At 60.2% G+C, this 23,281-nt stretch carries 21 protein-coding genes; 12 read left to right on the forward strand and 9 right to left on the reverse strand.

What is annotated here, in order from left to right; translation table 11 throughout:
* Positions 1 to 56 precede the first annotated feature (56 nt).
* The 3 genes from fdhD (at position 57) to AB4O36_RS25000 (ending at position 4,006) form a co-directional block, all read left to right on the forward strand.
* The gene (fdhD, locus tag AB4O36_RS24990; protein ID WP_460140516.1) at positions 57 to 896 is read left to right on the forward strand and encodes a formate dehydrogenase accessory sulfurtransferase FdhD; all 840 of its coding nucleotides are present in this window, start codon (positions 57 to 59) and stop codon (positions 894 to 896) included.
* Positions 893 to 3,241: an FdhF/YdeP family oxidoreductase gene (locus AB4O36_RS24995; protein ID WP_460140517.1), complete on the forward strand. Its 2,349-nt coding sequence runs from the start codon at positions 893 to 895 to the stop codon at positions 3,239 to 3,241. Before fdhD ends, AB4O36_RS24995 begins: the two co-directional genes overlap by 4 nt.
* 291 nt (positions 3,242 to 3,532) lie before the next feature.
* Positions 3,533 to 4,006 carry a glycine zipper domain-containing protein gene (locus AB4O36_RS25000; RefSeq protein ID WP_460119057.1) on the forward strand — a complete coding sequence of 158 codons (474 nt, stop codon included), beginning with the start codon at positions 3,533 to 3,535 and terminating at the stop codon, positions 4,004 to 4,006.
* Between the two features lie 60 nt (positions 4,007 to 4,066).
* Here AB4O36_RS25000 and AB4O36_RS25005 read toward each other — a convergent pair whose 3' ends face one another.
* The 3 genes from AB4O36_RS25005 to AB4O36_RS25015 form a co-directional block, all read right to left on the reverse strand.
* Positions 4,067 to 4,486 carry an acyl-CoA thioesterase gene (locus AB4O36_RS25005; RefSeq protein WP_371051203.1) on the reverse strand — a complete coding sequence of 140 codons (420 nt, stop codon included), beginning with the start codon at positions 4,484 to 4,486 and terminating at the stop codon, positions 4,067 to 4,069.
* Between the two features lie 161 nt (positions 4,487 to 4,647).
* Complete coding sequence (locus AB4O36_RS25010; RefSeq protein WP_460140518.1) at positions 4,648 to 5,874, reverse strand: 3-hydroxyacyl-CoA dehydrogenase; 1,227 nt, start codon at positions 5,872 to 5,874, stop codon at positions 4,648 to 4,650.
* 66 nt (positions 5,875 to 5,940) lie between these two features.
* The gene (locus tag AB4O36_RS25015; protein WP_460140519.1) at positions 5,941 to 7,896 is read right to left on the reverse strand and encodes a RecQ family ATP-dependent DNA helicase; all 1,956 of its coding nucleotides are present in this window, start codon (positions 7,894 to 7,896) and stop codon (positions 5,941 to 5,943) included.
* Between the two features lie 252 nt (positions 7,897 to 8,148).
* On the opposite strand from AB4O36_RS25015, the gene AB4O36_RS25020 reads away from it, so the two are divergent.
* Entirely contained in the window at positions 8,149 to 9,210 is a 1,062-nt protein-coding gene (locus tag AB4O36_RS25020; protein WP_460140520.1) for a S8 family peptidase, read from the forward strand.
* Between the two features lie 28 nt (positions 9,211 to 9,238).
* On the opposite strand, the gene AB4O36_RS25025 is transcribed toward AB4O36_RS25020, so the two are convergent.
* Entirely contained in the window at positions 9,239 to 9,742 is a 504-nt protein-coding gene (locus AB4O36_RS25025) for a polysaccharide deacetylase (protein ID WP_460140521.1), read from the reverse strand.
* Between the two features lie 302 nt (positions 9,743 to 10,044).
* Between AB4O36_RS25025 and AB4O36_RS25030 the strand changes: the two genes are divergently transcribed.
* Entirely contained in the window at positions 10,045 to 10,332 is a 288-nt protein-coding gene (locus AB4O36_RS25030) for a hypothetical protein (RefSeq protein ID WP_460140522.1), read from the forward strand.
* A gap of 129 nt (positions 10,333 to 10,461) precedes the next feature.
* Entirely contained in the window at positions 10,462 to 11,316 is an 855-nt protein-coding gene (locus AB4O36_RS25035; protein WP_460142175.1) for an EamA family transporter, read from the forward strand.
* 75 nt (positions 11,317 to 11,391) lie between these two features.
* Here the strand turns inward: AB4O36_RS25035 and AB4O36_RS25040 are convergent, their stop codons facing one another.
* The gene (locus AB4O36_RS25040) at positions 11,392 to 12,933 is read right to left on the reverse strand and encodes a phosphoenolpyruvate carboxykinase (RefSeq protein WP_460119070.1); all 1,542 of its coding nucleotides are present in this window, start codon (positions 12,931 to 12,933) and stop codon (positions 11,392 to 11,394) included.
* 179 nt (positions 12,934 to 13,112) lie between these two features.
* The gene (gene hslO, locus AB4O36_RS25045; protein WP_460119072.1) at positions 13,113 to 14,015 is read right to left on the reverse strand and encodes an Hsp33 family molecular chaperone HslO; all 903 of its coding nucleotides are present in this window, start codon (positions 14,013 to 14,015) and stop codon (positions 13,113 to 13,115) included.
* A 104-nt stretch (positions 14,016 to 14,119) separates the two neighbouring features.
* Between hslO and AB4O36_RS25050 the strand changes: the two genes are divergently transcribed.
* Entirely contained in the window at positions 14,120 to 14,920 is an 801-nt protein-coding gene (locus tag AB4O36_RS25050) for a phosphatase PAP2 family protein (protein WP_460140523.1), read from the forward strand.
* 122 nt (positions 14,921 to 15,042) lie between these two features.
* On the opposite strand, the gene AB4O36_RS25055 is transcribed toward AB4O36_RS25050, so the two are convergent.
* The gene (locus AB4O36_RS25055) at positions 15,043 to 15,450 is read right to left on the reverse strand and encodes an RNA-binding S4 domain-containing protein (RefSeq protein ID WP_460119075.1); all 408 of its coding nucleotides are present in this window, start codon (positions 15,448 to 15,450) and stop codon (positions 15,043 to 15,045) included.
* A gap of 115 nt (positions 15,451 to 15,565) precedes the next feature.
* On the opposite strand from AB4O36_RS25055, the gene rimA reads away from it, so the two are divergent.
* From rimA to rimK, 3 genes are read left to right on the forward strand one after another with little or no spacing between them, the layout of a single operon-like run.
* Positions 15,566 to 16,345 carry a S6 modification regulatory phosphodiesterase RimA gene (rimA, locus tag AB4O36_RS25060; protein ID WP_460119077.1) on the forward strand — a complete coding sequence of 260 codons (780 nt, stop codon included), beginning with the start codon at positions 15,566 to 15,568 and terminating at the stop codon, positions 16,343 to 16,345.
* 17 nt (positions 16,346 to 16,362) lie between these two features.
* Entirely contained in the window at positions 16,363 to 16,842 is a 480-nt protein-coding gene (rimB, locus tag AB4O36_RS25065) for a retropepsin-like aspartic endopeptidase RimB (protein ID WP_460119079.1), read from the forward strand.
* Positions 16,839 to 17,744: a 30S ribosomal protein S6--L-glutamate ligase gene (rimK, locus tag AB4O36_RS25070; RefSeq protein WP_065257794.1), complete on the forward strand. Its 906-nt coding sequence runs from the start codon at positions 16,839 to 16,841 to the stop codon at positions 17,742 to 17,744. Before rimB ends, rimK begins: the two co-directional genes overlap by 4 nt.
* A gap of 82 nt (positions 17,745 to 17,826) precedes the next feature.
* Here the strand turns inward: rimK and AB4O36_RS25075 are convergent, their stop codons facing one another.
* Together AB4O36_RS25075 and ompR are read right to left on the reverse strand one after the other, a co-directional pair.
* Positions 17,827 to 19,140, reverse strand: a complete 1,314-nt coding sequence (locus AB4O36_RS25075) for an ATP-binding protein (RefSeq protein ID WP_460119081.1) — start codon at positions 19,138 to 19,140, stop codon at positions 17,827 to 17,829.
* 103 nt (positions 19,141 to 19,243) lie between these two features.
* Positions 19,244 to 19,984, reverse strand: a complete 741-nt coding sequence (ompR, locus tag AB4O36_RS25080) for an osmolarity response regulator transcription factor OmpR (protein WP_192307465.1) — start codon at positions 19,982 to 19,984, stop codon at positions 19,244 to 19,246.
* Between the two features lie 359 nt (positions 19,985 to 20,343).
* Here ompR and AB4O36_RS25085 point away from each other — a divergent pair, with 359 nt between their 5' ends.
* Complete coding sequence (locus tag AB4O36_RS25085) at positions 20,344 to 22,668, forward strand: Tex family protein (RefSeq protein WP_460140524.1); 2,325 nt, start codon at positions 20,344 to 20,346, stop codon at positions 22,666 to 22,668.
* Positions 22,668 to 23,051: a PaaI family thioesterase gene (locus AB4O36_RS25090; protein WP_460119086.1), complete on the forward strand. Its 384-nt coding sequence runs from the start codon at positions 22,668 to 22,670 to the stop codon at positions 23,049 to 23,051. Before AB4O36_RS25085 ends, AB4O36_RS25090 begins: the two co-directional genes overlap by 1 nt.
* The last annotated feature ends 230 nt before the right edge of the window (positions 23,052 to 23,281 follow it).

Genomic DNA, 23,281 nt, shown 5'->3' on the forward strand with positions numbered 1-23,281 from the left:
ACGCGACACATTGTCGCGCTTAGGCTTAACACTGACCAAACCGTTGGTGATGCCCCATGAACGCCAAGCGCCCAACCTGCGCGGCGCCAGCCCTCGAAACGCCCGCGCCCGCCGCCAGCCAGACGTACACCTACAGCGACCTTCAATACACTGAAAATGCCAGTACTGCACTGGCCGAAGAGGTCGCGCTGTCGATCGCCTACAACGGCATCAATCAGGCGGTCATGCTGGTAACCCCGACCGATCTTGAAGATTTCATCGTGGGCTTCAGCATTGGCAGCGGCATCATCGAAGACCCCTCCGACATCTACGACCTGCAACTCAGTGGCTCGGGGTCGGCGCAGTATGCGCAAGTGACCATCGCCAACCGCGCCTTCTGGAACCTCAAGCAACAGCGTCGACAACTGGCCGGCACCAGCGGTTGCGGGTTGTGTGGCGTGGAAGCAGTAGAGCAGGCGCTGCCCGACCTCAAGGTCATGCCGGGCACGCCGTTGCCCCCGGTCGAATGGCTCGAGGGCCTGCGCCAGCGCATCGGTGCCTTTCAGCCCTTGGGCCAGTACAGCGGCGCGGTGCATGCAGCCGTGTTCATGGACGCCACCGGCGAATTGCGCCTGGGACGTGAGGACATCGGCCGGCACAACGCCCTCGACAAGCTGATTGGCGGACTGATCCGCCAGAAAATCCCAACGGCAGGCGGTGTGGCCATTGTCACCAGTCGTTGCAGCCTCGAATTGATCCAGAAAGTTTTGCGCGCAGGCATCCAGACCCTGGTCACCCTGTCATCGCCCACGGGCCTGGCCGTGCAATGGGCCCGTCGCCATAACCTCAATCTTATCCATTTGCCACAGAAGAACGCCCCACGGGTCTACAGCCCGGCGTTGGAGAGCCAAGCGTGAGTCAACACCGTCAAGCCGATCAGACCCCCGTCCCTCGCTACAAACCCTACAAAGGCCCGGCCGGTGGCTGGGGCGCGCTGATCAGCGTGACCCAGGCCTGGCTGACCAGCGACAACGCGCTGAAGAACCTGCGCATGATGCTCAAGACCAACAAGAACGGCGGTTTCGACTGCCCGGGTTGCGCCTGGGGCGATTCGTTGGAAGGCGGCATGGTGATGTTCTGCGAGAACGGCGCCAAGGCGGTGAACTGGGAAGCAACCAAGCGACGCGTGGACAGTAAGTTCTTCGCCAAACACAGCGTTACCGCTCTGCTGGAGCAAAGTGACTACTGGCTTGAGTACCAGGGGCGAATCACCGAGCCCATGAGCTACAACGCCGAAACCGACCGCTATCAGCCGATCAGCTGGGACGATGCCTTCGCGCTGATCGCCAGACACCTGCGCGGCCTGTCCAGCCCCGATCAGGCCGAGTTTTACACCTCGGGCCGGGCCAGCAACGAAGCGGCGTTCCTCTACCAGTTGTTCGTCCGAGCTTATGGCACCAACAACTTCCCCGACTGCTCGAACATGTGCCACGAAGCCAGCGGTGTCGCGCTGTCACAGAGCGTCGGCGTCGGCAAAGGCACCGTGACCTATGATGACTTCGAGCACGCCGACGCCATTTTCGTCTGGGGCCAGAACCCCGGCACCAACCACCCGCGGATGCTTGAACCACTGCGTGAAGCGGTGAAGCGCGGCGCCCAGGTGGTGTGCGTCAACCCACTGAAGGAGCGCGGCCTGGAACGCTTCCAGAACCCGCAAAAGCCGATCGAAATGCTCACCAACGGTGACAAGCCGACCAACACCGCCTACTTCCGTCCAGCACTGGGCGGCGACATGGCGTTGATGCGCGGCATGGCCAAGTTCCTCCTTCAATGGGAACGCGATGCGCAGAAGGCTGGCGCACCGGCCGTGTTCGATCACGACTTTCTCAACGAGCACAGCGTCAACGTGCTGGATTACCTGGCAGTCATCGATGACACCTCGTGGGACCAGATTGTCGAGCAGTCCGGCCTGACCTTGGTCGAGATCGAACAAGCGGCGCGCATGTACGCCAAGGGCAAGAACGTCATCATGTGCTGGGCCATGGGCATCACGCAGCATCGTCACTCGGTGGCCACCATCCAGGAAATCGCCAACCTGATGCTGTTGCGCGGCAACATCGGCAGGCCGGGCGCCGGCCTGTGCCCGGTGCGTGGCCACAGCAACGTGCAGGGTGACCGCACGATGGGCATCAACGAGCGACCTCCGGTGGCGTTCCTTGATGCCCTGGAACGTCGCTTCCAGTTCAAGGTCCCGCGCGAAAACGGCCACAACGTGGTCGAGGCGATTCATGCCATGGCTGAAGGCCGGGCCAAGGTCTTCATCGGTCTGGGGGGTAACTTCGCCCAGGCCACCCCGGACAGCCCCCGCACGTTCAAGGCCCTGAGCAATTGCGACCTGACCGTGCAGATCAGCACCAAGCTCAATCGCAGCCATTTGGCTCGCGGCAAAGACGCGCTGATCCTGCCGTGCCTGGGTCGCACCGACATCGATATCCAGACCGAAGGCCCACAAGCGGTCACCGTGGAAGACTCCTTCAGCATGGTGCACGCTTCCAACGGCCAGTTGCAGCCGCTGTCGAACCAGATGCGCTCGGAACCGGCAATCCTGGCCGGTATCGCCGCCGCTACCCTGGGCAACCACCCGGTGGACTGGAACTGGCTGGTGGCCGACTACAGCCGTATTCGCGACCTGATCGCGGATATTCTCCCGAACTTCAAGGGCTTCAACGAGAAGATCAAGAACAAGGGCGGTTTCTATCTGGGCAACACAGCCGGTGCGCGCAAGTGGGCCACCGCCTCGGGTCGGGCCAACTTCCGCGCCAATGTGCTGCCACAGGACCTGGTACACGAACGCACCCGCGCTACGGGTGTGATGCCAGACCTGATCATGCAATCGATGCGCTCCCACGATCAGTACAACACTACGATCTACGGTCTCAACGACCGTTATCGCGGGGTAAAAGGTCAGCGTGATGTGCTGTTCGTCAACGAGGCAGACATCATTCGACTGGGCTTCAAACCTGGACAGAAAGCCGACATCGTCTCGCTCTGGGATGATGGCCGCGAACGTCGGGTCAAAGGGTTTACCTTGCTGGCGTTCGACATCCCCGCAGGCCAAGCGGCCGCGTACTATCCGGAAGTGAACCCCCTGGTGCCACTGGAAAGCATTGGCGATGGCAGCCATACGCCGACGTCGAAGTTCGTGGCGATTCGCCTGGAAGCGGCGAGTGATAATGGGTTGATCATGGCCAGGTCGGCTTGATGTAGCGGCTGTACTGGGCCCATCGCTGTAGGAGCGGGCTTGCCCGCGATGGCGTCAGAATGAACAACATCAATCCCTGAACGATCACTTTCCAAACGCCCACAAAAAAGGCCGTTTTCTCACAAAAACGGCCCTTCCGAAGTAGCTAAAGACCGACGAAAAAGCATTAAGTTCCGCATAGAAAACAGTAACTTATAGAAATGTGCTGAAGTCGTGTTACTCGTCGGATTTCGATTGTCACACCCCAGACACAGCGTCAGGATCGCGTCGTCATCCCCTTGAGGTTCCTCCATGAAGTTCTCCTCGATTCTCTTGTTGTCCCTTGGCCTGGTTAGTGGCATTGCCTCTGCCGGTGGCACCACCGAAGCAGGTGTGGGCGGCGCATTGGGCGGGGTTCTAGGCTCGGTCGTCGGTCAATCGTTAGGCGGCAACACAGGTTCAACCATTGGCGCGGCCCTGGGTGGCGCGGGTGGTAGCGCCGTCGGCGCAGACAAACGCAGCCGTGGCGAAGCAGCCATTGGCGGTGCGCTGGGCGCGGCAGGCGGTAACGTGGTCGGTCGCAGCCTGGGTGGCAGCACCGGCAGCCTGATCGGCTCTGCCGCAGGCGGTGGCGCCGGTGGCGCGTTGGGTAACTATATGGGCAACAAAAGCGATGACGACGATGACGATCGTCGTGGTGGTCGCTACTACCGTGACGGCCACCATGATCGCGGGCACCACTATGGCCATCGCAAGCACAAGAAGTACTACCGTCACCGTGATTGAGACCGGTTGTGTTTCAGGTCAAAAATCGCAGCCTCAGGGCTGCGATTTTTTTTGCCCGGTTTAAACGACCAAGCGCTCGAGGGCCCCGCGCAACCCGGCAGGAATGGCCACGGGCTGATTCGACGCCCGATCCACAAATACATGCACGAAGCGCCCGGCCGCGCAGGCTTCGTCTTCCCCCGCCTTGAACACCGCCAGCTCGTATTGCACCGAACTGTTGCCCAGCTTGGCCACGCGCAGACCGATCTCTATCCGGTCGGGGAACGCGATGGAAGCAAAGTAATCGCAGGCCGAACTTACCACGAACCCGACGACTTCACCGTCGTGAATGTCCAGGCCACCGACTTCGATCAGGTAGGTGTTCACCGCAGTGTCGAAAAAGCTGTAGTAAGTCACGTTGTTGACGTGACCGTAGGCATCGTTGTCGTGCCAACGGGTGGTGATGGGTTGGAGGTGGGGGTATTCAGTGCGTAGCGGCATCAATGTGGGTTCCTGAGTGAGTTCGCTAGTCTAAGGCGAAATCGGCGTTATCGTTCATCGTCGGAACGCCGCCCGGAGCAAGCCCTCCCACAATGGATGCGCTACACCCTCCTGTGGGAGCGGGCTTGCCCGCGATAGCGCCCTCACAGGCGCCATGCCAATCATTGCTCAGCAAACCCCTTGCCCTGCGCCGCCAATTCACCAATCAATCGCGCAGGCTGCCAGTGATCGCCCTGCCGGGTTTCCAACGCCAGCAGGCGCGCATGGATGTCCGCCAGGCCCTGCCGATCTGCCCAGGCCATCGGCCCACCCTTGTCCGCCGGGAAGCCGTAGCCATTGAGATACACCAGGTCGATGTCATGGGCAGACGCCGCGACGCCTTCCTGGAGGATCTTTGCCCCTTCGTTCACCAGCGCCAGCAGGCAACGCTCGAGAATCTCCTCAGGCGCAATCTCACGTCGTTGATAGCCCAGGCTTTCGCTGACTTCCAGCACCAGCGCATCCACCACCAAATCGTGCTCGGCCTGACGACTGCCCGCTTCGTAGTGGTAGTAGCCATTGCCGCTTTTCTGGCCAAAACGTCCCATTTCACACAGGCGGTTATCCACCTGCACCTGCGGCGCATCCTGTCCGACACCCGCCAATTCCCGCGCGCGCCATTGCAGATCGATACCGACCACATCGAACATGCGAAACGGGCCCATGGCGAATCCGAAACCCTGCAATGCGGCGTCGACCTGGTAGGGTAGAGCGCCCTCGAGCAACATCTTGCGGGTCTCCAGCACGTAGGTATTGAGCATGCGGTTGCCAATGAACCCATCGCAGTTACCCGCCACCACACTGACCTTGCCCATGCGCTTGCCCAGCGCCAGCGCGGCTTCCAGCACTGCTGGCGCGGTTTGGGCGCCGCGTACGATTTCCAGCAGTTTCATGATGTGTGCCGGGCTGAAGAAATGAAGGCCCAACACCTGTTGCGGGCGGCGAGTGGCGGCAGCAATCGCATCGATGTCCAGCGCCGAGGTATTGCTCGCCAGGATGGCTTCGGGCTTGAGCAGGCCATCGAGCTCACGGAATATTTTTTGTTTGAGTTCAAGGTTTTCGTAAACCGCTTCGATCACCAGGTCGACGTTGCGAATCGCGATGTAATCGACCGCCGTCTCGATACGGGCAATACGCGCATCCGCTTCGACCTGGTCGATCCGGCCCTGCCGAACGTTGTGCGCCAAGGTATCAGCCACGGCGGCCAGTGCCTGCTCGAGCATCTGCGGGTTGTTATCGACCCACTGCACCGGTACCCCGGCGTTGATCAGGCACATGACAATGCCACGGCCCATGGTGCCTGCACCGATGACGGCGGCGCGCTGAATGTTGTATGGCGTCTGGCTCATTTTTTGTTGTTCTCTCGTGTGAAGACAGGACGGCGTAACAGGCACCACCTTAAACGTTTGCGGGATTTATGCGTGTGATGTCAGGTATTCAGCGAATGGATGCCCCTCAACCCACTCCCGCACTTCGCCATAGGGATACGCCTCCAGCGCCGCGAACCCCACAATCGACCGCGCCTTGAGTTTGGTGAACAGTGGCACGCTGATCCCGCACAAGAACCGCGTCATTCGCTCGGCAGAAGGTACGCCACCTGAATGCTGCTGGTGCCTGCGAATAAACTCACCACACAACGCCTCGAAACTCTTTTCCACAAGCGCGGGTAGCTCCGCAGGCTCCGGCAATCGCGCTACTTGCCCATGACACACTGAACAATGTCCACATCGCCGCGGTGCGTTTTCATCGCCAAAGTACTCGGCCAGGCGATAACCCAGGCAGCGATCAGTGGCGAATAACGCCAGCATGGCGTGGATGCGTGAGATTTCGGTGCGCTCGTGCCGAGTGAACCCGGCGTGCAGCTCAGCACTCAGGGCCTGACTGTCGAAGTCGGTTTGCAACAGGCTGTAGACCTCCGTCATCTGCTTGCTTTCAAGCTCGACCCATCCCTTCTCCTGGAAGTAATCCAGCGCCTTGACCACCCGACCGCGCTCGGCGGAAAACTGCTCGTAGAGTGCGTCAAAATTCACTGTGGCCCAGGTTCGAGCGCGGGGTGAGGTCTGGATGATCGCCGCCACGAAGTCCCTGCGCTCACCCTCGAAACGGGCCAGCAGATCTTGCGGCTCAAGCAAATACTTGAAACGGTACTCAGCGTAATAGGCATAACGCGGTGCGATGATTCCACGCAACTCCAACTGCACCAGCAGGGTTTTGAGCGGCAACTGTCGAATGTTGCTCTGGTCGGCCAGTGGACCCAGCAGAAACTCCCACTGCCCTGAAGGCGCGGCGGCCTGCAATTCGTCCAGCACGCAACGAATGCCGCTCAGTTCCGGCGTATCGCCGTAGACGAAGTTTTCCAACACATTAAGGCTGTCACGATTAGCCAGGACGAGGCAGTCCGACGGCAGCCCATCGCGCCCTGCACGGCCGATTTCCTGGCTGTAGTTTTCGATGGACTTCGGCAGATCGAAATGCACGACGTTGCGGATATCGCTCTTATCGATACCCATGCCAAAGGCAATGGTTGCGACGATGCAATTGGATTGCCCAGCCATGAAGCGCTTTTGAATCGCTTCGCGCTGTTCGTGCGGCAAGCCGGCGTGATACGCCTGGGCTTGAATGCCGTTGCGCTCCAGGTGCTCTGCAACCTGCTCGGCGGTTTTTTGCTGGGTGACGTAGACAATGCTCGGCTGACCGATGCGTTGTTGCATCCACTCGACCAGGCGTCGGCGCTTGTCCTGACCGCGTACCGGTTCCACCAGCAGATTGAGGTTGGGGCGGTAGAAACCGGTGGTCACCACGTCTGCGGGGGCAATGGCGAACCTGGCCTGCATGTCCGCAATGACCTTGGGCGTTGCCGTGGCAGTGAGCAGCAGCACTTGAGGGATCTTGAACTGGCGTTGATAGTCGGGAAGCTTGAGGTAGTCGGGGCGGAAGTTGTGGCCCCACTCCGAGATACAGTGAGCCTCGTCCACCACCAGTAGCGAGAGCGGCACCTGTTGCAGAAAATGCCGGAAGCGCTCGTTCTTCAGCCGCTCCACGGAAATCATCAGGATCTTCAATTCGCCGGATTTGGCGCGGGCCATCACTGAACTCGCATCCTCGCGGCTCTGGGCGGAATCGATGCTGCCGGCCGCGATGCCGTGACGCTGCAGAAACGCCAACTGGTCCTGCATCAATGCCAACAGTGGCGAGACGACCAACGTGAGGTGCGGCAGCAACACGGCCGGTAATTGGTAACACAGTGATTTGCCGGAACCGGTGGGGAAAATCGCTGCTGCCGAGCGCCCGGCAAGCACTGCGCTCACCGCTGCCTCCTGGCCAGGCCGAAACTGTGGATAACCGAAAACCTGTTCCAGGGTGTTGCGCATGAGCTGCCACTCCTTTGACCGCTGCGATGCCCAAAGCCTAGCCGGGGTCGAGCAAAGGTCAGGGTTGAAAACGATACGGGATGATACCGCGTCCGCCAGACCACGCCTCGGCCACAGGTTGAAACACACGGGGCACTTGGCCTCCATGACGTGCCTACCCCTTCCGCCGTTAAGGTTCAGCTTCCAAAAAACTCAGCGCGCACCGCGCCGTGAACAACCTGATGTCTGCGGATACTTCTTGAAGGAACGATCATGCCTCGCCACCCCTTGTTGCCATTCCTCCCTGCACTTTCTCTGCCTCTTTTATTAAGCGGATGCCTGACAACCCCCGCAAAGCCATCCCTCGATACGACCCCTTTCGAAACCATCGAATACAGGGGCCAGCAAGGCCTGGCGGTGGTCAAGGCTTCAAGCCTGTATGCGCGAGGGGGGACCGGGCAGGGCAAGATCGTCGCGCTGGTCGACTCGGGCCTGAACCAGACGTTGACGGAATTCGAGGGCCGAGTCGCCAACCCCGGTCATGACTTTGTCGAGGACCGCCCTGGCACCACCGACCGGGTCGGTCACGGCACCCAGATGGCCGGTATTCTCGCCGCCAACAAGGATGACCAGGGCATGCATGGCGTGGCCTTCAATGCCCAACTGATCCCTTATCGCTTCGGCGACAACAACGAGCCGTTTTTCTTCGACAGCGAGATCGCCAAATCCTGGCGATACGGATTCAATCATGGCGCGTTCATCATCAACAACTCGTGGGCCAATGCCATACCGGCGACAGAGATCAATGAAGCGCGCTACAACCAGGTCATGCCAGAGTCATTGAAGGTCGCCAGGGACATGGTCGAGGATGGCGCGGTGTTCGTGTTCCCGACCGGTAACGAGCTCAAGCGAGAACCATTGGCCGAACCTGGCTTGCCGCTCGCGCTTCCCGAACTGGAGAAAGGCTGGATCGCGGTGGTCGCGCTGAAGGCCGACGGCACGGCCATCAACGCCAAATCCAACTATTGCGGCGTCGCGGCGGCCTGGTGCATCGCGGTTCCCGGGGGAGATGCGGGTGAACAGGGGCTGTTGACCACCAGCAAAGATGGCAAATACGTACGCACCGCCGGCACCTCCCCGGCGACCGCGATGGTCAGCGGTGCGCTGGCCGCCTTGCATAGCCGCTATCCGCAAATGACCGCGCAGCAGGTACGCGAACGTCTGCTGGCCACGGCAAACCGAACGGGCATCTACGCCAACAGCGAGGCCTACGGTCGTGGGTTGATGGATCTTGAGGCGGCCTCGCGCCAGGATCCGCAACCCGTGGTCAACTGAATCGGGCAAGAGACGGGTGGCAGCAGCGCTAGGGCACCAACACCGCCACCCGCAATTGTTCATTCAGCGACTGTTCGTGGAGGGCCTGACTCTTGCTCACCCAGGCAGTGTGGGCCTGGCTGATGTTGCCGGTGAACGCAGCTGCCAATTGACGCAAATCCGCGATGCTTCGCGCACGTGGACAAAACGATTCGCCGTCACAGTTCTGGCTGGCGTGGCGGTAGGTCGTCAGTAACCGGTCCCACACCCCGTCGCGCACCTGCCGCACGGACTTGAGCTTCAGCGCCTGGACACCCAGGCGCTGCTTCAATCCTTGTTCGTCCAGTGCCTCACTGGCCAACAGTGCCTTGCCGAACACCAATACCTCGGCTCGGGACGCGGTGTCCCTCTCAGCCTGAGTGGCGAGCGCGTCCGGCCACGCCGCACGATCCATGTTCGCAAGCATCGTCGAGTTCGCCAAATCAGCCGCACCCGCCCCGCGCCATACACCTGCCCACAACAACAAAACCGAGGCCATTCGTAGCCAGTTCATCCTTGATTCCCTTTTGTGCCAGCGGACATCAGCGAAATGTCCCACATCATTTGGCGCGCACCATACAGGGGTTTTCGGCTATCCGCCTGACAAACCCGAGGGATATTTCACCTATAGGGGTTTAACTGTGGAAAACCATCAGCCTATGTAGGGCCATTCCGTAAAAACCAGTAAAACCCCCTACGAGCGCTGTCGATTGCGACCGTCTTGCCGCTGGGTGCCTGGCGCTTCATAGTTTTCCTGCGGCCGACAGTGAATCGGCCCACCGGCGAGACTGCCAGACTCTCCAAAGGATTGCCTCGATGAACATGCCTGATGCACGCACTCCCCGCTATCGCCCCCTCAAATCCAGCTACAGCGACACCCCGGTGCTGGTCATCGATACCGATGTCGACCCCCACGAAATTCTCGATGCCGCCCGCCAACGTATCCGCGCCGCCAGCGACCTGCTCGAAACCCTGTATTGCCTGTGTTTCAAACAGGCTGACGCCAGTGACATACCTAACATTGTCAGCGCGTTGTACCTGTTGACCCAGGATGGGAGTGAGCTGCTGGATGTCGCCCGCCAGCAGTTAAACGCACGGAAATGATGTCTGTAGCGTAAAGTCGCCCTCGACATGCTCTATCGGGCGATCAAGGCCCAACGCTGGGACACCGAAGCGCTTGAAGGCTTGCAACGCGCCGACGCACAACGATAAGGACTTGGTTTGGACGTACTGATGGGGTTGTTGGCCGCCGTGCTCTGGGGCGGTACGGATTTTCTGGTGGGTATGAATGCCCGTGCGGTGGGGGTCAAGCGTGCGGTGTTTTTTGGCCAGGCATTGGGCTTCAGCATCATGAGCGTGCTGCTGGTTGCATGTCCCATGCTCATTCTCAAGTCGATGTCAGCATCCGTGGAGGTCTGGCTGTTCGGCGTGGTCGCCGCTGCGCTGACGGTGTCCGGGGCGCTGGCCTTGTCCAAAGCGTTCGCCCTGGGCAAGGCGTCCATTGTTGCGCCACTGGTGACGTCTTATGGTGTGGTGACCACATTGTTGTCCTGGGCCGGCGGCGAACAGATCAGCTTGTTGCAACTGCTGTGCATTGCCCTCTGCGTGACCGGGGTGGTGCTGTCGAGCATCCATGACGACTCGAAGATCCCGCACAGCACCCAGGCCAGCCGCTCGATTGCTTATGCGCTATTGGCGGCGTTTTTTTACGGCACCAGTTTCTGGCTGCAGGGCCATTTCGTGCTCCCGGCTTTGGGGCCGGTGATGATGCTGTGGCTGGCGTACCTGATCGGCTTGATCGTGCTGGTGGTCATCGTGCTGAGGCTAAAGGACGGGCTGAAAATTCCAGCCCTGAAAAACTGCCTGACCCTGACCGGCGCCAGCCTGATGAACCTGGGTGGGTTCTCGTCGTTCGCCTGGGGTGCGGTGGCAGGCTCGGTTTCGGTGGTGACCGTGATCAGTACACTGTCCGGAGGCATCGCGGCGATTCTGGGGTATGTCTTCTTCAAGGAGCGACTGGGCAAAGTCCAGGTGTTGGGTGTGGTGCTGGTGTTGGTCGGGGCGTTCGTTTTGCACCTGAAGACTTGAGCCACAGGCCTTCAGGAGGGATCGCGCACAAAAAAGCCGCCCCTGAGGGCGGCTTTTCAGTGCGGCATGTCGATCTTACAACTTCGGACCTGCAGCCTTGATGGCGTCGCTCACGTCGAACTTCTTGAAGTTCTCGATGAACAGGCCGGCCAATGCCTTGGCGGCTTCGTCGTAGGCGGCCTTGTCGGCCCAGGTGTTACGCGGGTTCAGCAGGTTAGTCTCAACGCCCGGTACGGCTTTTGGCACGTCGAGGTTGATGGTGTCCAGGTGCTCGGTCTCGGCACCGATCAACGCGCCGCTCTGGATCGCTGCGATCACGCCGCGAGTGGTCGGAATGTTGAAGCGTTTGCCGACGCCGTAGCCACCGCCGGTCCAGCCGGTGTTGACCAGGTAGACCTTGGAGCCGAAACCGTTGATGCGCTTGATCAGCAGCTCAGCGTATTCACCAGCCGGACGCGGGAAGAACGGTGCGCCGAAGCAGGTGGAGAAGGTCGACTTGATGCCGCCGCCCGAGCCCATTTCGGTCGAACCGACCAGCGCGGTGTAACCGGACAGGAAGTGGTAGGCCGCCTGCTCGTTGTTCAGGATCGACACTGGCGGCAGTACGCCGGTCAGGTCGCAGGTCAGGAAGATCACAGCGTTCGGCTCGCCACCCAGGTTCGCTTCGGAACGCTTGGCAACGTGCTCCAGCGGGTAAGCCGCGCGGCTGTTCTGGGTCAGGCTGACATCGGCGTAGTCGGCGTGCTTGGCATCGTCGATCACGACGTTTTCCAGTACCGCGCCATGCTTGATGGCTTTCCAGATGACGGGCTCGTTCTTCTCGGACAGGTCGATGCACTTGGCGTAGCAGCCGCCTTCCATGTTGAAGACAACGCCTTCACCCCAACCGTGTTCGTCGTCACCGATCAGGTAACGGCTTTCATCGGCCGACAGGGTGGTCTTGCCGGTGCCGGACAGACCGAAGAACAGGGTCACGTCGCCCTCTTCGCCGATGTTGGCCGCGCAGTGCATAGGCAGCACGTCGGCAGCGGGCAGCAGGAAGTTCTGCACGGAGAACATGGCTTTTTTCATTTCACCGGCGTAACGCATGCCAGCAATCAGCACTTTCTTCTGGGCGAAATTGAGGATCACGCAACCATCGGAGTTGGTGCCATCACGCTCAGGCACGCACTCGAAGTTGGCCACGTTGAGGATTTGCCACTCATCACGACCCGCCGGGTTGAACTGCTCGGGGTTGATGAACAGGCAACGACCGAACAGGTTCTGCCAGGCAGTCTGGGTGGTCATCTTCACGGGCAGGTAGTGCTCGGCCGCCGCGCCTACATGAACGTGGGAAACGAAGTGCTCTTGCGCATTGTTGAACGCCTCGACGCGAGCCCACAGGGCATCGAACTTGTCGGCGGGGAACTTGCGGTTGATCGGGCCCCAGGCGATAGCGTCCTGAGTGGACGGCTCTTCAACAATGAAACGATCAACTGGCGAACGGCCGGTACGGTGACCGGTACGAACCACCAGCGCGCCTGTGTCGGCAAGCTCGCCTTCACCGCGGTTCAGGGCTTCTTTAACGAGTTCATCGACACTCAGATCGGTGTACACGGCGTTATTGGCTTGCGTCATGAGGTTCCCCGTCGGCCAGTGGCCGAGTGCTCCAAACGTGTTGTAGTAGAAAGTCGTGCACTACTACCGCGAAAAAAGTGGGCCGGATTATGCCAGAAACGCCCAAAAAAAGTAGGGCCCTCCCGTCGTAACGGCGTTATTCCGGCACAAACCAGTGAATTTACCTGCGCTGAACCGTTTTAGTGACGGGTATCTGACGGCGTCTCAACACCCGCGCCGACGAATAATTGAGCAACGTCGGCGGCATCGAACAGGTAACGCTGGTTGCAGAATTGGCAATCGACCTCGATGTTGCCACCGTGTTCGACGACCAGATCCTGCGCATCTTCAAGACCCAAACTGACCAGCGCATTGGCAGAACGTTCGCGCGAGCAGCTGCAACGGAAGCGCAAACGCTGCGCATCGAACAGGCGAACCTGTTCTTCGTGATACAGCCGGTGGAGGACGGTTTCGTTGTCCAGGCTCAGTAGTTCATCGGCGGTCAGGGTAGTGGCCAAGGCCGTGAGGTGCTGCCAACTGGCCGCGCGGTCTTCTTCGTCTTTCAGGCGGTCGGCGGGCAATTGCTGCAGCAGCAGGCCACGGGCGCGACGGCCATCGGCGTAAAGCCAGAAACGCGTACCGACCTGTTGCGACATGACGAAGTAGTTGGTGAAGCACTCGGACAAGGTTTTGCCATCCAGGTCGACAATGCCCTGATAGCGCTGGCCCTGGCGAGGGTCGATAGTCAGCGCCAGTACGCCGTCGGGCATCAAGTCGGCCAGGGTCGCGTCCGGGGCGATCCGGTCCGCCTCGTAACGGGCCAGACCACGGATTTCCCGTTCGCTGGAGCATTCGATCATCAGCAGGGGAATCGGGCCTTCCGAGCGGGCCTGGAGAATCAACAAGCCATCGAACTTCATGGCACCGACCAGCAACGACGCCGCGGCCATCAACTCACCGAGCAGTTGCGCGACCGGTTCCGGATAGGCGTGCTTGGCGAGGACTTCGGCGTAGCTGAGCTCCAACGAAACCAGTTCGCCACGGGTGTCGCTGTCATCGAAGATGAAGCGTTGGGTGTAATCGGTATCCGGTAAATCGGTCATAGGTCTGGGTATCTGAAGTAATGACAAAATGATGACAAAGCATGAAGATTGCGCCCCCCGTAGCACCCTGTCGGTGCGCGGTGTTTCGCCAAGGGAGGCATTTTATGAACAATCCGGGTTTGTTCCAAGCAAGGTGGAACTTGCGCCGGTTGGCGCTCTGCAATCTCGTGCCAGTGGCACTGCTGGCCTTCTGGTTATGGCCTACGGGCCAGATGTTGTGTGTGCTTTTCGACGAGTGGCTGTTTCACCTGCTCAATTCTCCACTGGCCACTAACCCGATATGGCTCCACGTTTGGGCAATTGCAAGTCTGCGACCTTTCGACGCTGTGGTCGGGGTGATTCTGTTGACCTTGCTGATCAAGGGCGATTGGGTGTTCAAGACGGGCGACGTGCGTCAGGCGTTTTTCGGTTTCTTCGGCATTCTGCTGTTGCTGTTGTTCATCCGCATGCTGTTCTCCAAGCTGACCGGCTACATGGGCTGGCAGCACAGCAGCCCGTCGATGATGATCGACAGCGCCGTCCGCATGAGCAACTACTTCCCGGGGCTTGAAGCCCGCTGGGAGTTGAAGGACCGCTCGACCCAGAGCTTCCCGGGCGATCACGCTTCGGTGCTGCTGATCTGGGCACTGTTCATGACCGTTTTCAGCCGCACGGCCTGGCAGACCGTGGTGATCTGGGCCCTTGCGGTGCTGTTCATGATGCCGCGGCTGGTAGCCGGTGCGCATTGGGGCCAGGACGATTACATCGGTGGCGTGTTGATGGCAGTGTGGGCGTTGGGCTGGGGGTATTACACGCCGTTGGCCTATCACGTATCGACGTTTTTGCTGAAGGTGACCGCGCCGCTGTTTGGGTTGCTGGAGAAGCTGCCGCTGGTGTCGCGCATGAGTGTGGTGCGTAGCGGTTGAGTTGAGCGAGTGCTGCGCACTTGATCGCGAGCAAGCTCGCTCCCACATACAAGCATGCCTCGCTCTTGTGGTAGCGGGCTTGCCCGCGAAAGCGGCGGCCCGAGCACCACAGAACAACAGGCCTACTCTTCGTTGCTACTCCCGCGAAACTTGAACAAATCGCGCCGCTGCTTCTTGCTCGGCTTGCCATCGGTACTGACACCCAGCGCTCCTGCCTTGCGCATCGCCGCGGCGGCTTCGCGCTTGGCGATACTGGCCTCGGTTTCGGCGTACAGCGCCTGCGCTTCGGGCGCACCACGGCGCACGATCGACAGCGCCTGAACCACAACCGTGCGTTCATCGAAACCGGTACGAATTTCGAACTCATCACCCACCCGCGGCTCCTTGCCCGGCTTGCAGCGCTCGCCTCGCCAATGCACCTTGCCGCTTTCGATCGCGGCCTTGGCCAGTGCACGAGTTTTATAGAAACGCGCCGCCCACAACCATTTATCGAGACGAACCTTGTCGTCCTCTTCGCTTTTTTGTGCCACTTGAATTCCTCTCTCCGCCAATAGTCAGAACTGTACTACCGTTTCTGTCGGGCGCAAGAACTCGGCTCTCCAGATAGACTGTCGACTAAGCCGGACCACGGCATGGAGTGATCGAGTGACCCAATTTCCATCTTCATTGACATCGCCACAGGGCGGTTGCCGGGGCTGCCAGCAAAGCGAGCCCCTGGATTTCGACTTCGCCTTTGCCTACCAACCGATCGTCGACCTCAGGGATCAGTCGATCTTTGCCCATGAAGCCCTGGTGCGCGGCGTTGCCGGAGAAGGTGCGCTGACCGTACTCGAACAGGTCACAGACGCCAATCGCTACCGCTTCGATCAGCTCTGCCGGACGCGCGCCATCGAAGGTGCGGCCGGTATCAACATGCAGACACACTTGTCGATCAACTTCATGCCAAATGCCGTGTACCGTCCTGAACTGTGCATTCGCAGCACCCTGGAAGCGGCGAGAAAACACAATTTTCCGCTTGATCGGCTGATTTTCGAAACCCTGGAAAACGAGCACGTAGATAACTATCGCCATTTGACTAATATTCTGCGTGAATACCGCGAATTCGGCTTCAAGACTGCCATCGACGATTTCGGCGCGGGTCATTCCGGGCTCAACTTGTTGGCTGACTTCCAGCCGGACCTGATCAAGCTCGACATGGCCTTGATCCGCGATGTGGACCGCGACCGCGTTCGACAGGTGATCGTTCGGGGGATTGTCACAATCTGTGCGGAGTTGGACGTTACAGTCGTTGCCGAAGGCATCGAAAGCGCTGGGGAGCGCGACTTCCTGGCGGATTGTGGAATTTATCTGATGCAGGGCTACTGGTTCGCCAGGCCCGCATTCAAAGCGATGGCTCAGGTATCGCCTGACGCCTGGAAGCGTTAACCGTCGGTTTTTCCCTATTGAAGACATTTGACCATTTGACCGTTGTCGGTCTGCGCGAGTGGGTGGCGCTCCCAGATCTGGGAGTGGCGGGCCTGCGCGCCAAAATCGACACTGGCGCCAGCACCTCGAGCCTGCATGCCACCGATATCGAGCCGTTCGAGCGCGATGGCGAAAGCTGGGTGCGTTTCACCGCACACCTTGGCACGGTGGTGCAATTGCGTCACAGGCGTTGCGAGGCGCCCCTGGTGACGATGAAAACCATCAAAAGCTCCAACGGCCATGCGCAAAAGCGTTACGTGGTCAGCACCACCCTGGCCCTCGGTGATCGGGTATGGCGGGTGGAGTTCACTCTCGCCTGCCGCAAATCCATGCGTTATCGCCTGCTGCTTGGCTCCAAAGCCCTGATCGACGGCCAGTTGGTAGTCAGCCCGGGCGTCAAATATGTACAAGACAAGCCGGTGTTCCCGGTATCTACCTCCTCCACAGGTGTTGCATGAAGATCGCTGTGCTGTCGCGGAACCCGCGTCTGTATTCCACTCGTCGTCTGGTCGAAGCCGGTACTGAACGTGGACATGAAATGGTGGTGATCGACACCCTGCGCGCCTATATGAACATTGCCAGCCACAAGCCGCAGATCCACTACCGCGGCAAGCCGCTGGAAGGTTTCGACGCAGTGATCCCGCGGATCGGCGCGTCGGTGACGTTTTACGGCTGCGCCGTGTTGCGTCAGTTCGAAATGATGGGGGTGTTTCCCCTCAACGAATCCGTCGCCATCGCCCGCTCCCGGGACAAGCTGCGTTCGTTGCAGTTGTTGTCACGCCGGGGCATCGGCTTGCCGGTGACAGGATTTGCCCACTCCCCGGATGACATTCCCGACCTGATCGACATGGTCAACGGCGCGCCGCTGGTGATCAAAGTGCTGGAAGGCACCCAGGGCATCGGTGTCGTGCTGTGTGAAACCGCGACGGCGGCGGAGTCGGTGATCGAGGCGTTCATGGGCCTCAAGCAGAACATCATGGTTCAGGAGTACATCAAGGAGGCCGGCGGCGCGGACATCCGTTGCTTCGTGGTCGGCGACAAGGTGATCGCCGCCATGAAGCGCCAGGCCAAGCCAGGGGAATTCCGCTCCAACCTGCACCGCGGTGGCAGCGCCAGCCTGATCAAGATCACACCGGAAGAACGCATGACCGCGTTGCGCGCCGCCAAGGTGATGGGGCTGACGGTGGCGGGGGTGGATATCCTTCGTTCCAATCACGGCCCGTTGGTGATGGAGGTGAACTCGTCGCCGGGCCTCGAAGGAATCGAGACCACCACCGGGAAGAATGTGGCGGGCATCATCATCGAGCATTTGGAGAAGAATGGTGGGCCGAACATGACCCGGACCAAAGGAAAGGGTTGAGGAGCAGCTTCGAGCTGCAAGATGAAGCGGCGAGATGCTCGGCTTTTTCTTGCCGCTTGTAGCTTGCAGCTCGAAGCTGCTCCTATACCGCATCCCTGGGCAACATCAACCCCAACGGCAACCGCACCCGCGCTTCCAGCCCGCCACCGGCGCGGTTGCGCAGCTCGACGTTGCCGCCATGCATCGAAGCGATGCGTTTGACGATTGCCAGGCCCAAGCCGGTGCCCTTGCCACCCCGGGCACGATCACCCCGTGTAAACGGATTGAAAATCGCTTCCAGCTCCGCCGGGTCGATCCCGGCGCCACGGTCCATCACGCTCAGTACCACGTATGGTGCATTCACATCGCCGGACACATGCGCCGCCACTTCCACGCCATTGCCCGCGTGATGCAGGGCATTGCCGATCAGGTTGTTGAGCAGGCGCTTCATCGACACCCGGCGCAATGGAAATGGCTGTATCGGCTCCAGACGAAGCCTGACTTTCTCTTCGTTCTGGTTGTACGGCGCGGCGACTTCACGCACCAGGTCGGTCAAGTCGACCTCTTCCACCGACTCGTCGCGGCCGTCGCGGATAAACGCCAGGAACTGATCGAGAATCGCGTCCATGTCCTCGATGTCGCGGACCATGTCGTCCGTCAAGTCGGTGCGGTCGCCCATCAACTCCAGCGACAGGCGCAACCGGGTCAGCGGTGTGCGTAAATCGTGGGAGACCCCCGCCAGCATCAGCTCACGTTCGCGGCCAGCCTGTTCGACGTCTTCGGCCATCTGGTTGAAGGCGCGATACACCTCGGTCATCTCGCTGGGCGTATCGCTGATCGGCAGGCGCACACTGCGGCCCTGGCCAAGTTGCCGGGCGGCGTATACCAGACGCTTGAGCGGTTGGTTGAGCTGACTGACGAAGATCCACGCCGACGCAGTGGACAGCAAACCGATGGCGAGGAACCAACCGAGCACGTTCCAGATTTTTTGGCCGCGCAGCGGATGCGGGTATAGCGGCACTTTCAGCCAACCATCGCCCAGGCTTGGGGCCCGAACCCACAACGCTGGCGGCGAGTGCATGCGCAATCGTACCTCGGTGTCGGCGCCCAGCTCCGCCTGCATCTGGCGCTGATAGATCTCGCTATAAGGCCAGTGCTGCTCGCCTTCCGGCACACCGGCACCGACCACGCGGATCAGGGTCGCGGCCTCGGCTATCTTGTCACGGTTGTTTTCATCGGCAGCCCAATAGGCACGCAGCGTCAGGGCAACGCCGTGGCTGTATTGGCGGTCCACCAGCACGTCTTCGTTCATCAGCAGATAAACCAGGGTCAATGCTTTGGAGAACAGGACGACGATCAGCACCAGCCACAGGGTGCGGGAGAAGAAACTCTGGGGGAACCACACGGGGGTTTTCATGGATAACCGCTACACACTTGCAGGAGCGAGCGATGCTCGCACATTGCGGATTGCGAGTCTGCGGACAACTGCGTCCGCATGACCCGCTCCTACAAATCGCCAATCACTTGGTGGCGGCGCCATCCGGAACGAACACGTAGCCAACACCCCAGACGGTCTGGATATAACGCGGCTTGGATGGATCAGGTTCGATCATCCGACGCAGACGAGAGATCTGCACGTCGATGGAGCGCTCCAGCGCATCCCACTCACGGCCACGGGCCAGGTTCATCAGCTTGTCACGGGTCAGTGGCTGACGCGCGTTCATCACCAATGCCTTGAGTACCGCGAACTCGCCGGTAGTCAGCATATGCACTTCCGCACCGCGCTTGAGTTCACGGGTGGCCAGGGACAATTCATAGTCACCGAAGGTCACACTTTCCTCTTCGCTGCCGGGCGCGCCTGGCACAGGGGCCGACTGCCGACGCAGAACCGCCTTGACCCGGGCCATCAGCTCGTCCGGGTTGAACGGCTTGGCCAGGTAATCGTCGGCGCCCAATTCCAGGCCCTTGATACGGCTCAGCTCGTCGCCCTTGGCGGTGAGCATGATGATTGGAATCTGATTGTTCGCGCTGCGCAGGCGGCGGCAGGCGGTCAGACCGTCTTCACCGGGCAGCATCAGGTCGAGGACAACCAGGTTGAACACTTCACGCGCCAGCAGGCGGTCCATTTGTTCGGTGTTCGGGACAGCGCGTGCGCGGTAGCCCTTGCTGACGAAAAAACGCTCCAGCAGGCTGCTGAGCCCCGGGTCGTCGTCAACGATTAGAATTTTTTCGCCTTCAGCAATGTTTGCAGTGCTGCTCATTGGATGCTCCTTTGATCTCGGCGCGCATTATGGCGTAGCTGCCGTTATACGCACCGTGTGCATTGTTAGCAGATTTTTCCTTCACCGCCAGAAATACGGGCATTGTGCCTACACCCCGTGATGCACCCGAATGACAGAACGCTGGTTATAATGCGCGGCCATTTGTGTCAGGCGATGCCTGATTCCTGTTGCCGCGGCTCTCGTTTATCTTTCTGGCCGCCGCAGTAATTGTTCGATTTCACGGGTCAACGGGATGCCTGTTGATCCAGGCAGCGGTGCTCGCCAGGCCGCTCAACCAGACTCGCCGAGCCCTGTTTACGTGCCAGCGAGTCTGCTTTCACAATTTGTCAGGTGGTTTTATGGACAGCATCAACAGCCGCATCGCCGAGGAACTCGGCGTACGCCCACAACAGGTCGAAGCGGCCGTCGCGCTACTCGATGAAGGTTCAACCGTTCCCTTCATCGCCCGTTACCGGAAAGAAGTGACCGGCAGTCTCGATGACACCCAGCTGCGTCACCTGGAAGAGCGCCTGCGTTACCTGCGAGAACTCGACGAACGGCGTATCAGCATCCTCGCCAGCATCCAGGAACAGGGCAAACTGACCCCGCAACTGGAGCGCGACATCAAGCTCGCCGACACCAAGACCCGTCTCGAAGACTTGTATCTGCCGTACAAGCAGAAGCGCCGCACCAAGGGCCAAATCGCCCTGGAAGCTGGCCTCGGCGAGCTGGCGGACAGCCTCTTCAACGACCCGACCTTCACCCCGGACACCGAAGCCGCCCGCTTCATCGACGCTGAAAAAGGCGTGGCCGATGTGAAGGCCGCCCTCGAAGGTGCCAAGTACATCCTCATGGAGCGCTTCGCCGAAGACGCCGGCCTGCTCGACAAGCTGCGCAACTACCTGAAACAGGAAGCCATCCTCAGTGCCCGCGTGATTGCCGGCAAGGAAGAGGAAGGCGCCAAATTCCGCGACTACTTCGAACACGACGAACCGCTCAAAAGCATGCCGTCGCACCGCGCCCTGGCGATTTTCCGTGGCCGCAACGAAGGCATCCTCAGCTCCGCGCTGAAAGTGGGTGATGAATTGCCAGGCACGATGCACCCGTGCGAAGGCATGATCGGCCAGCACGTCGGCATCCAGAACCAGAACCGTGCGGCCGACAAATGGCTGGGCGAAGTGGTGCGCTGGACCTGGAAGGTCAAGCTCTACACCCATCTGGAAACCGACCTGCTCGGCGAGCTGCGTGACGGCGCGGAAACCGAAGCGATCAACGTGTTCGCCCACAACCTGCACGACTTGCTGCTGTCGGCCCCGGCCGGCCCACGCGCGACCCTGGGCCTGGACCCGGGCCTGCGCACCGGCTGCAAGGTTGCCGTGGTCGATGCCACCGGCAAGCTGCTGGATCACGCGACCGTCTACCCGCACGTGCCGCACAACAAGTGGGACCAAACCATCGCAATCCTGGCTGCCATGTGCGCCAAGCATTCGGTGGACCTGATCGCCATCGGCAACGGCACCGCCAGCCGTGAGACCGACAAGCTGGCGATCGAGCTGATCAAAAAATACCCAGCCATGAAAATGACCAAGGTCATGGTTTCCGAGGCCGGCGCATCCGTGTACTCGGCATCGGAACTGGCGGCCAAGGAATTCCCGGACCTCGACGTGTCGATCCGTGGCGCGGTGTCGATTGCACGTCGTTTGCAGGACCCACTGGCGGAGTTGGTGAAAATCGATCCGAAATCCATCGGTGTCGGCCAGTACCAGCACGACGTATCGCAGCTGAAACTGGCGCGCGGCCTGGACGCCGTGGTCGAAGACTGCGTAAACGCCGTGGGTGTGGACGTAAACACCGCTTCCGTCGCATTGCTGGCACGCATCTCCGGGCTCAACGCGACGTTGGCGCAGAACATCGTCAGCCACCGAGACGAGCACGGCGCGTTCAAAACCCGTGCAGCGCTGAAGAAAGTCGCTCGCCTGGGCGAGAAAACCTTCGAACAGGCAGCCGGTTTCCTGCGCGTGATGAACGGCGATAATCCGCTGGATTCGTCGGCGGTTCACCCGGAAGCCTATCCACTGGTACAACGCATAGCGGCTGAAACCGACCGCGATATCCGCTCCCTGATCGGTGACGCCGGTTTCCTCAAGCGCCTCGACCCGAAGAAGTACACCGATGAAACCTTCGGTCTGCCGACGGTCACCGACATCCTGCAAGAATTGGAGAAGCCAGGCCGCGACCCGCGTCCGGAGTTCAAGACTGCGGAGTTTCAGGAAGGCGTCGAAGACCTCAAGGACCTGCAGCCTGGAATGATTCTCGAAGGCGTAGTCACCAACGTAACCGCCTTCGGCGCATTCGTCGACATCGGTGTGCATCAGGACGGTTTGGTACACATCTCTGCACTTTCGGAGAAGTTCATCAAGGATCCGCGCGAGGCGGTGAAAGCCGGCGATGTGGTGAAAGTGAAGGTCATGGAAGTCGACATCCCGCGCAAACGCGTAGGCCTGTCGATGCGCATGGGCGACACACCAGGCGAAAAAGTCGACGGTGCCCGTGGCTCGCGTCCGGGTTCGGCGCCGCGTCAGTCGTCGAACAACGCACCGCGCAAGGAAACCACGGCGGCGGCCCCGGCCAACAACGCCATGGCTTCGTTGTTCGCCAACGCCAAGCAGTTGAAAAAGCGTTGATGGACATCCCGGCCGGGCTGACCGAAAGCGCGTTTTTCAAGTTGCTGGGCTGTCGTTTGCACAGCCTGGAAGCCGGGGTAGCGCAAGTCGCCCTGGCACTTGAGCCGCCGCTGCGTAATCGCGGCGGCAAGCTGCATGGCGGGGCGTTGTTCAGTCTGGTGGACATTGCCATGGGGTTGGCGTGCTCCAGTACCCACGGTTTTGACCAGCAGAGCGCCACCATCGAATGCAAGATCAACTACATTCGCGCGGTTAGCGACGGTGAAGTGATGTGCACGGCGCGGGTGATTCACCCGGGCCGCCGCACGTTGGTGGTCGAGGCGGAGGTGATGCAGGGCGACAAACTGGTCGCAAAAGCACAAGGCACGTTCGCTGTGCTGTAGCTAGTCGCCATCAATTTGAGTTAATTTCGCTACAAAGCCCGTCCCTGTAGGAGCGAGCTTGCTCGCGATGCGGTGTGTCAGTCAGCACAATGGCGCCTGATACTCCGCATCGCGAGCAAGCTCGCTCCTACAGGAGGTGGGGACTGTGCAAATTTTGATCAAACAGCGACAAAAACCAGGCGAAAACGCCAGTTTTAACTTCACCCTTGTAGACCGTCCTGCCCACCCCC

The organism is Pseudomonas sp. S2_E01, assembly GCF_054668365.1.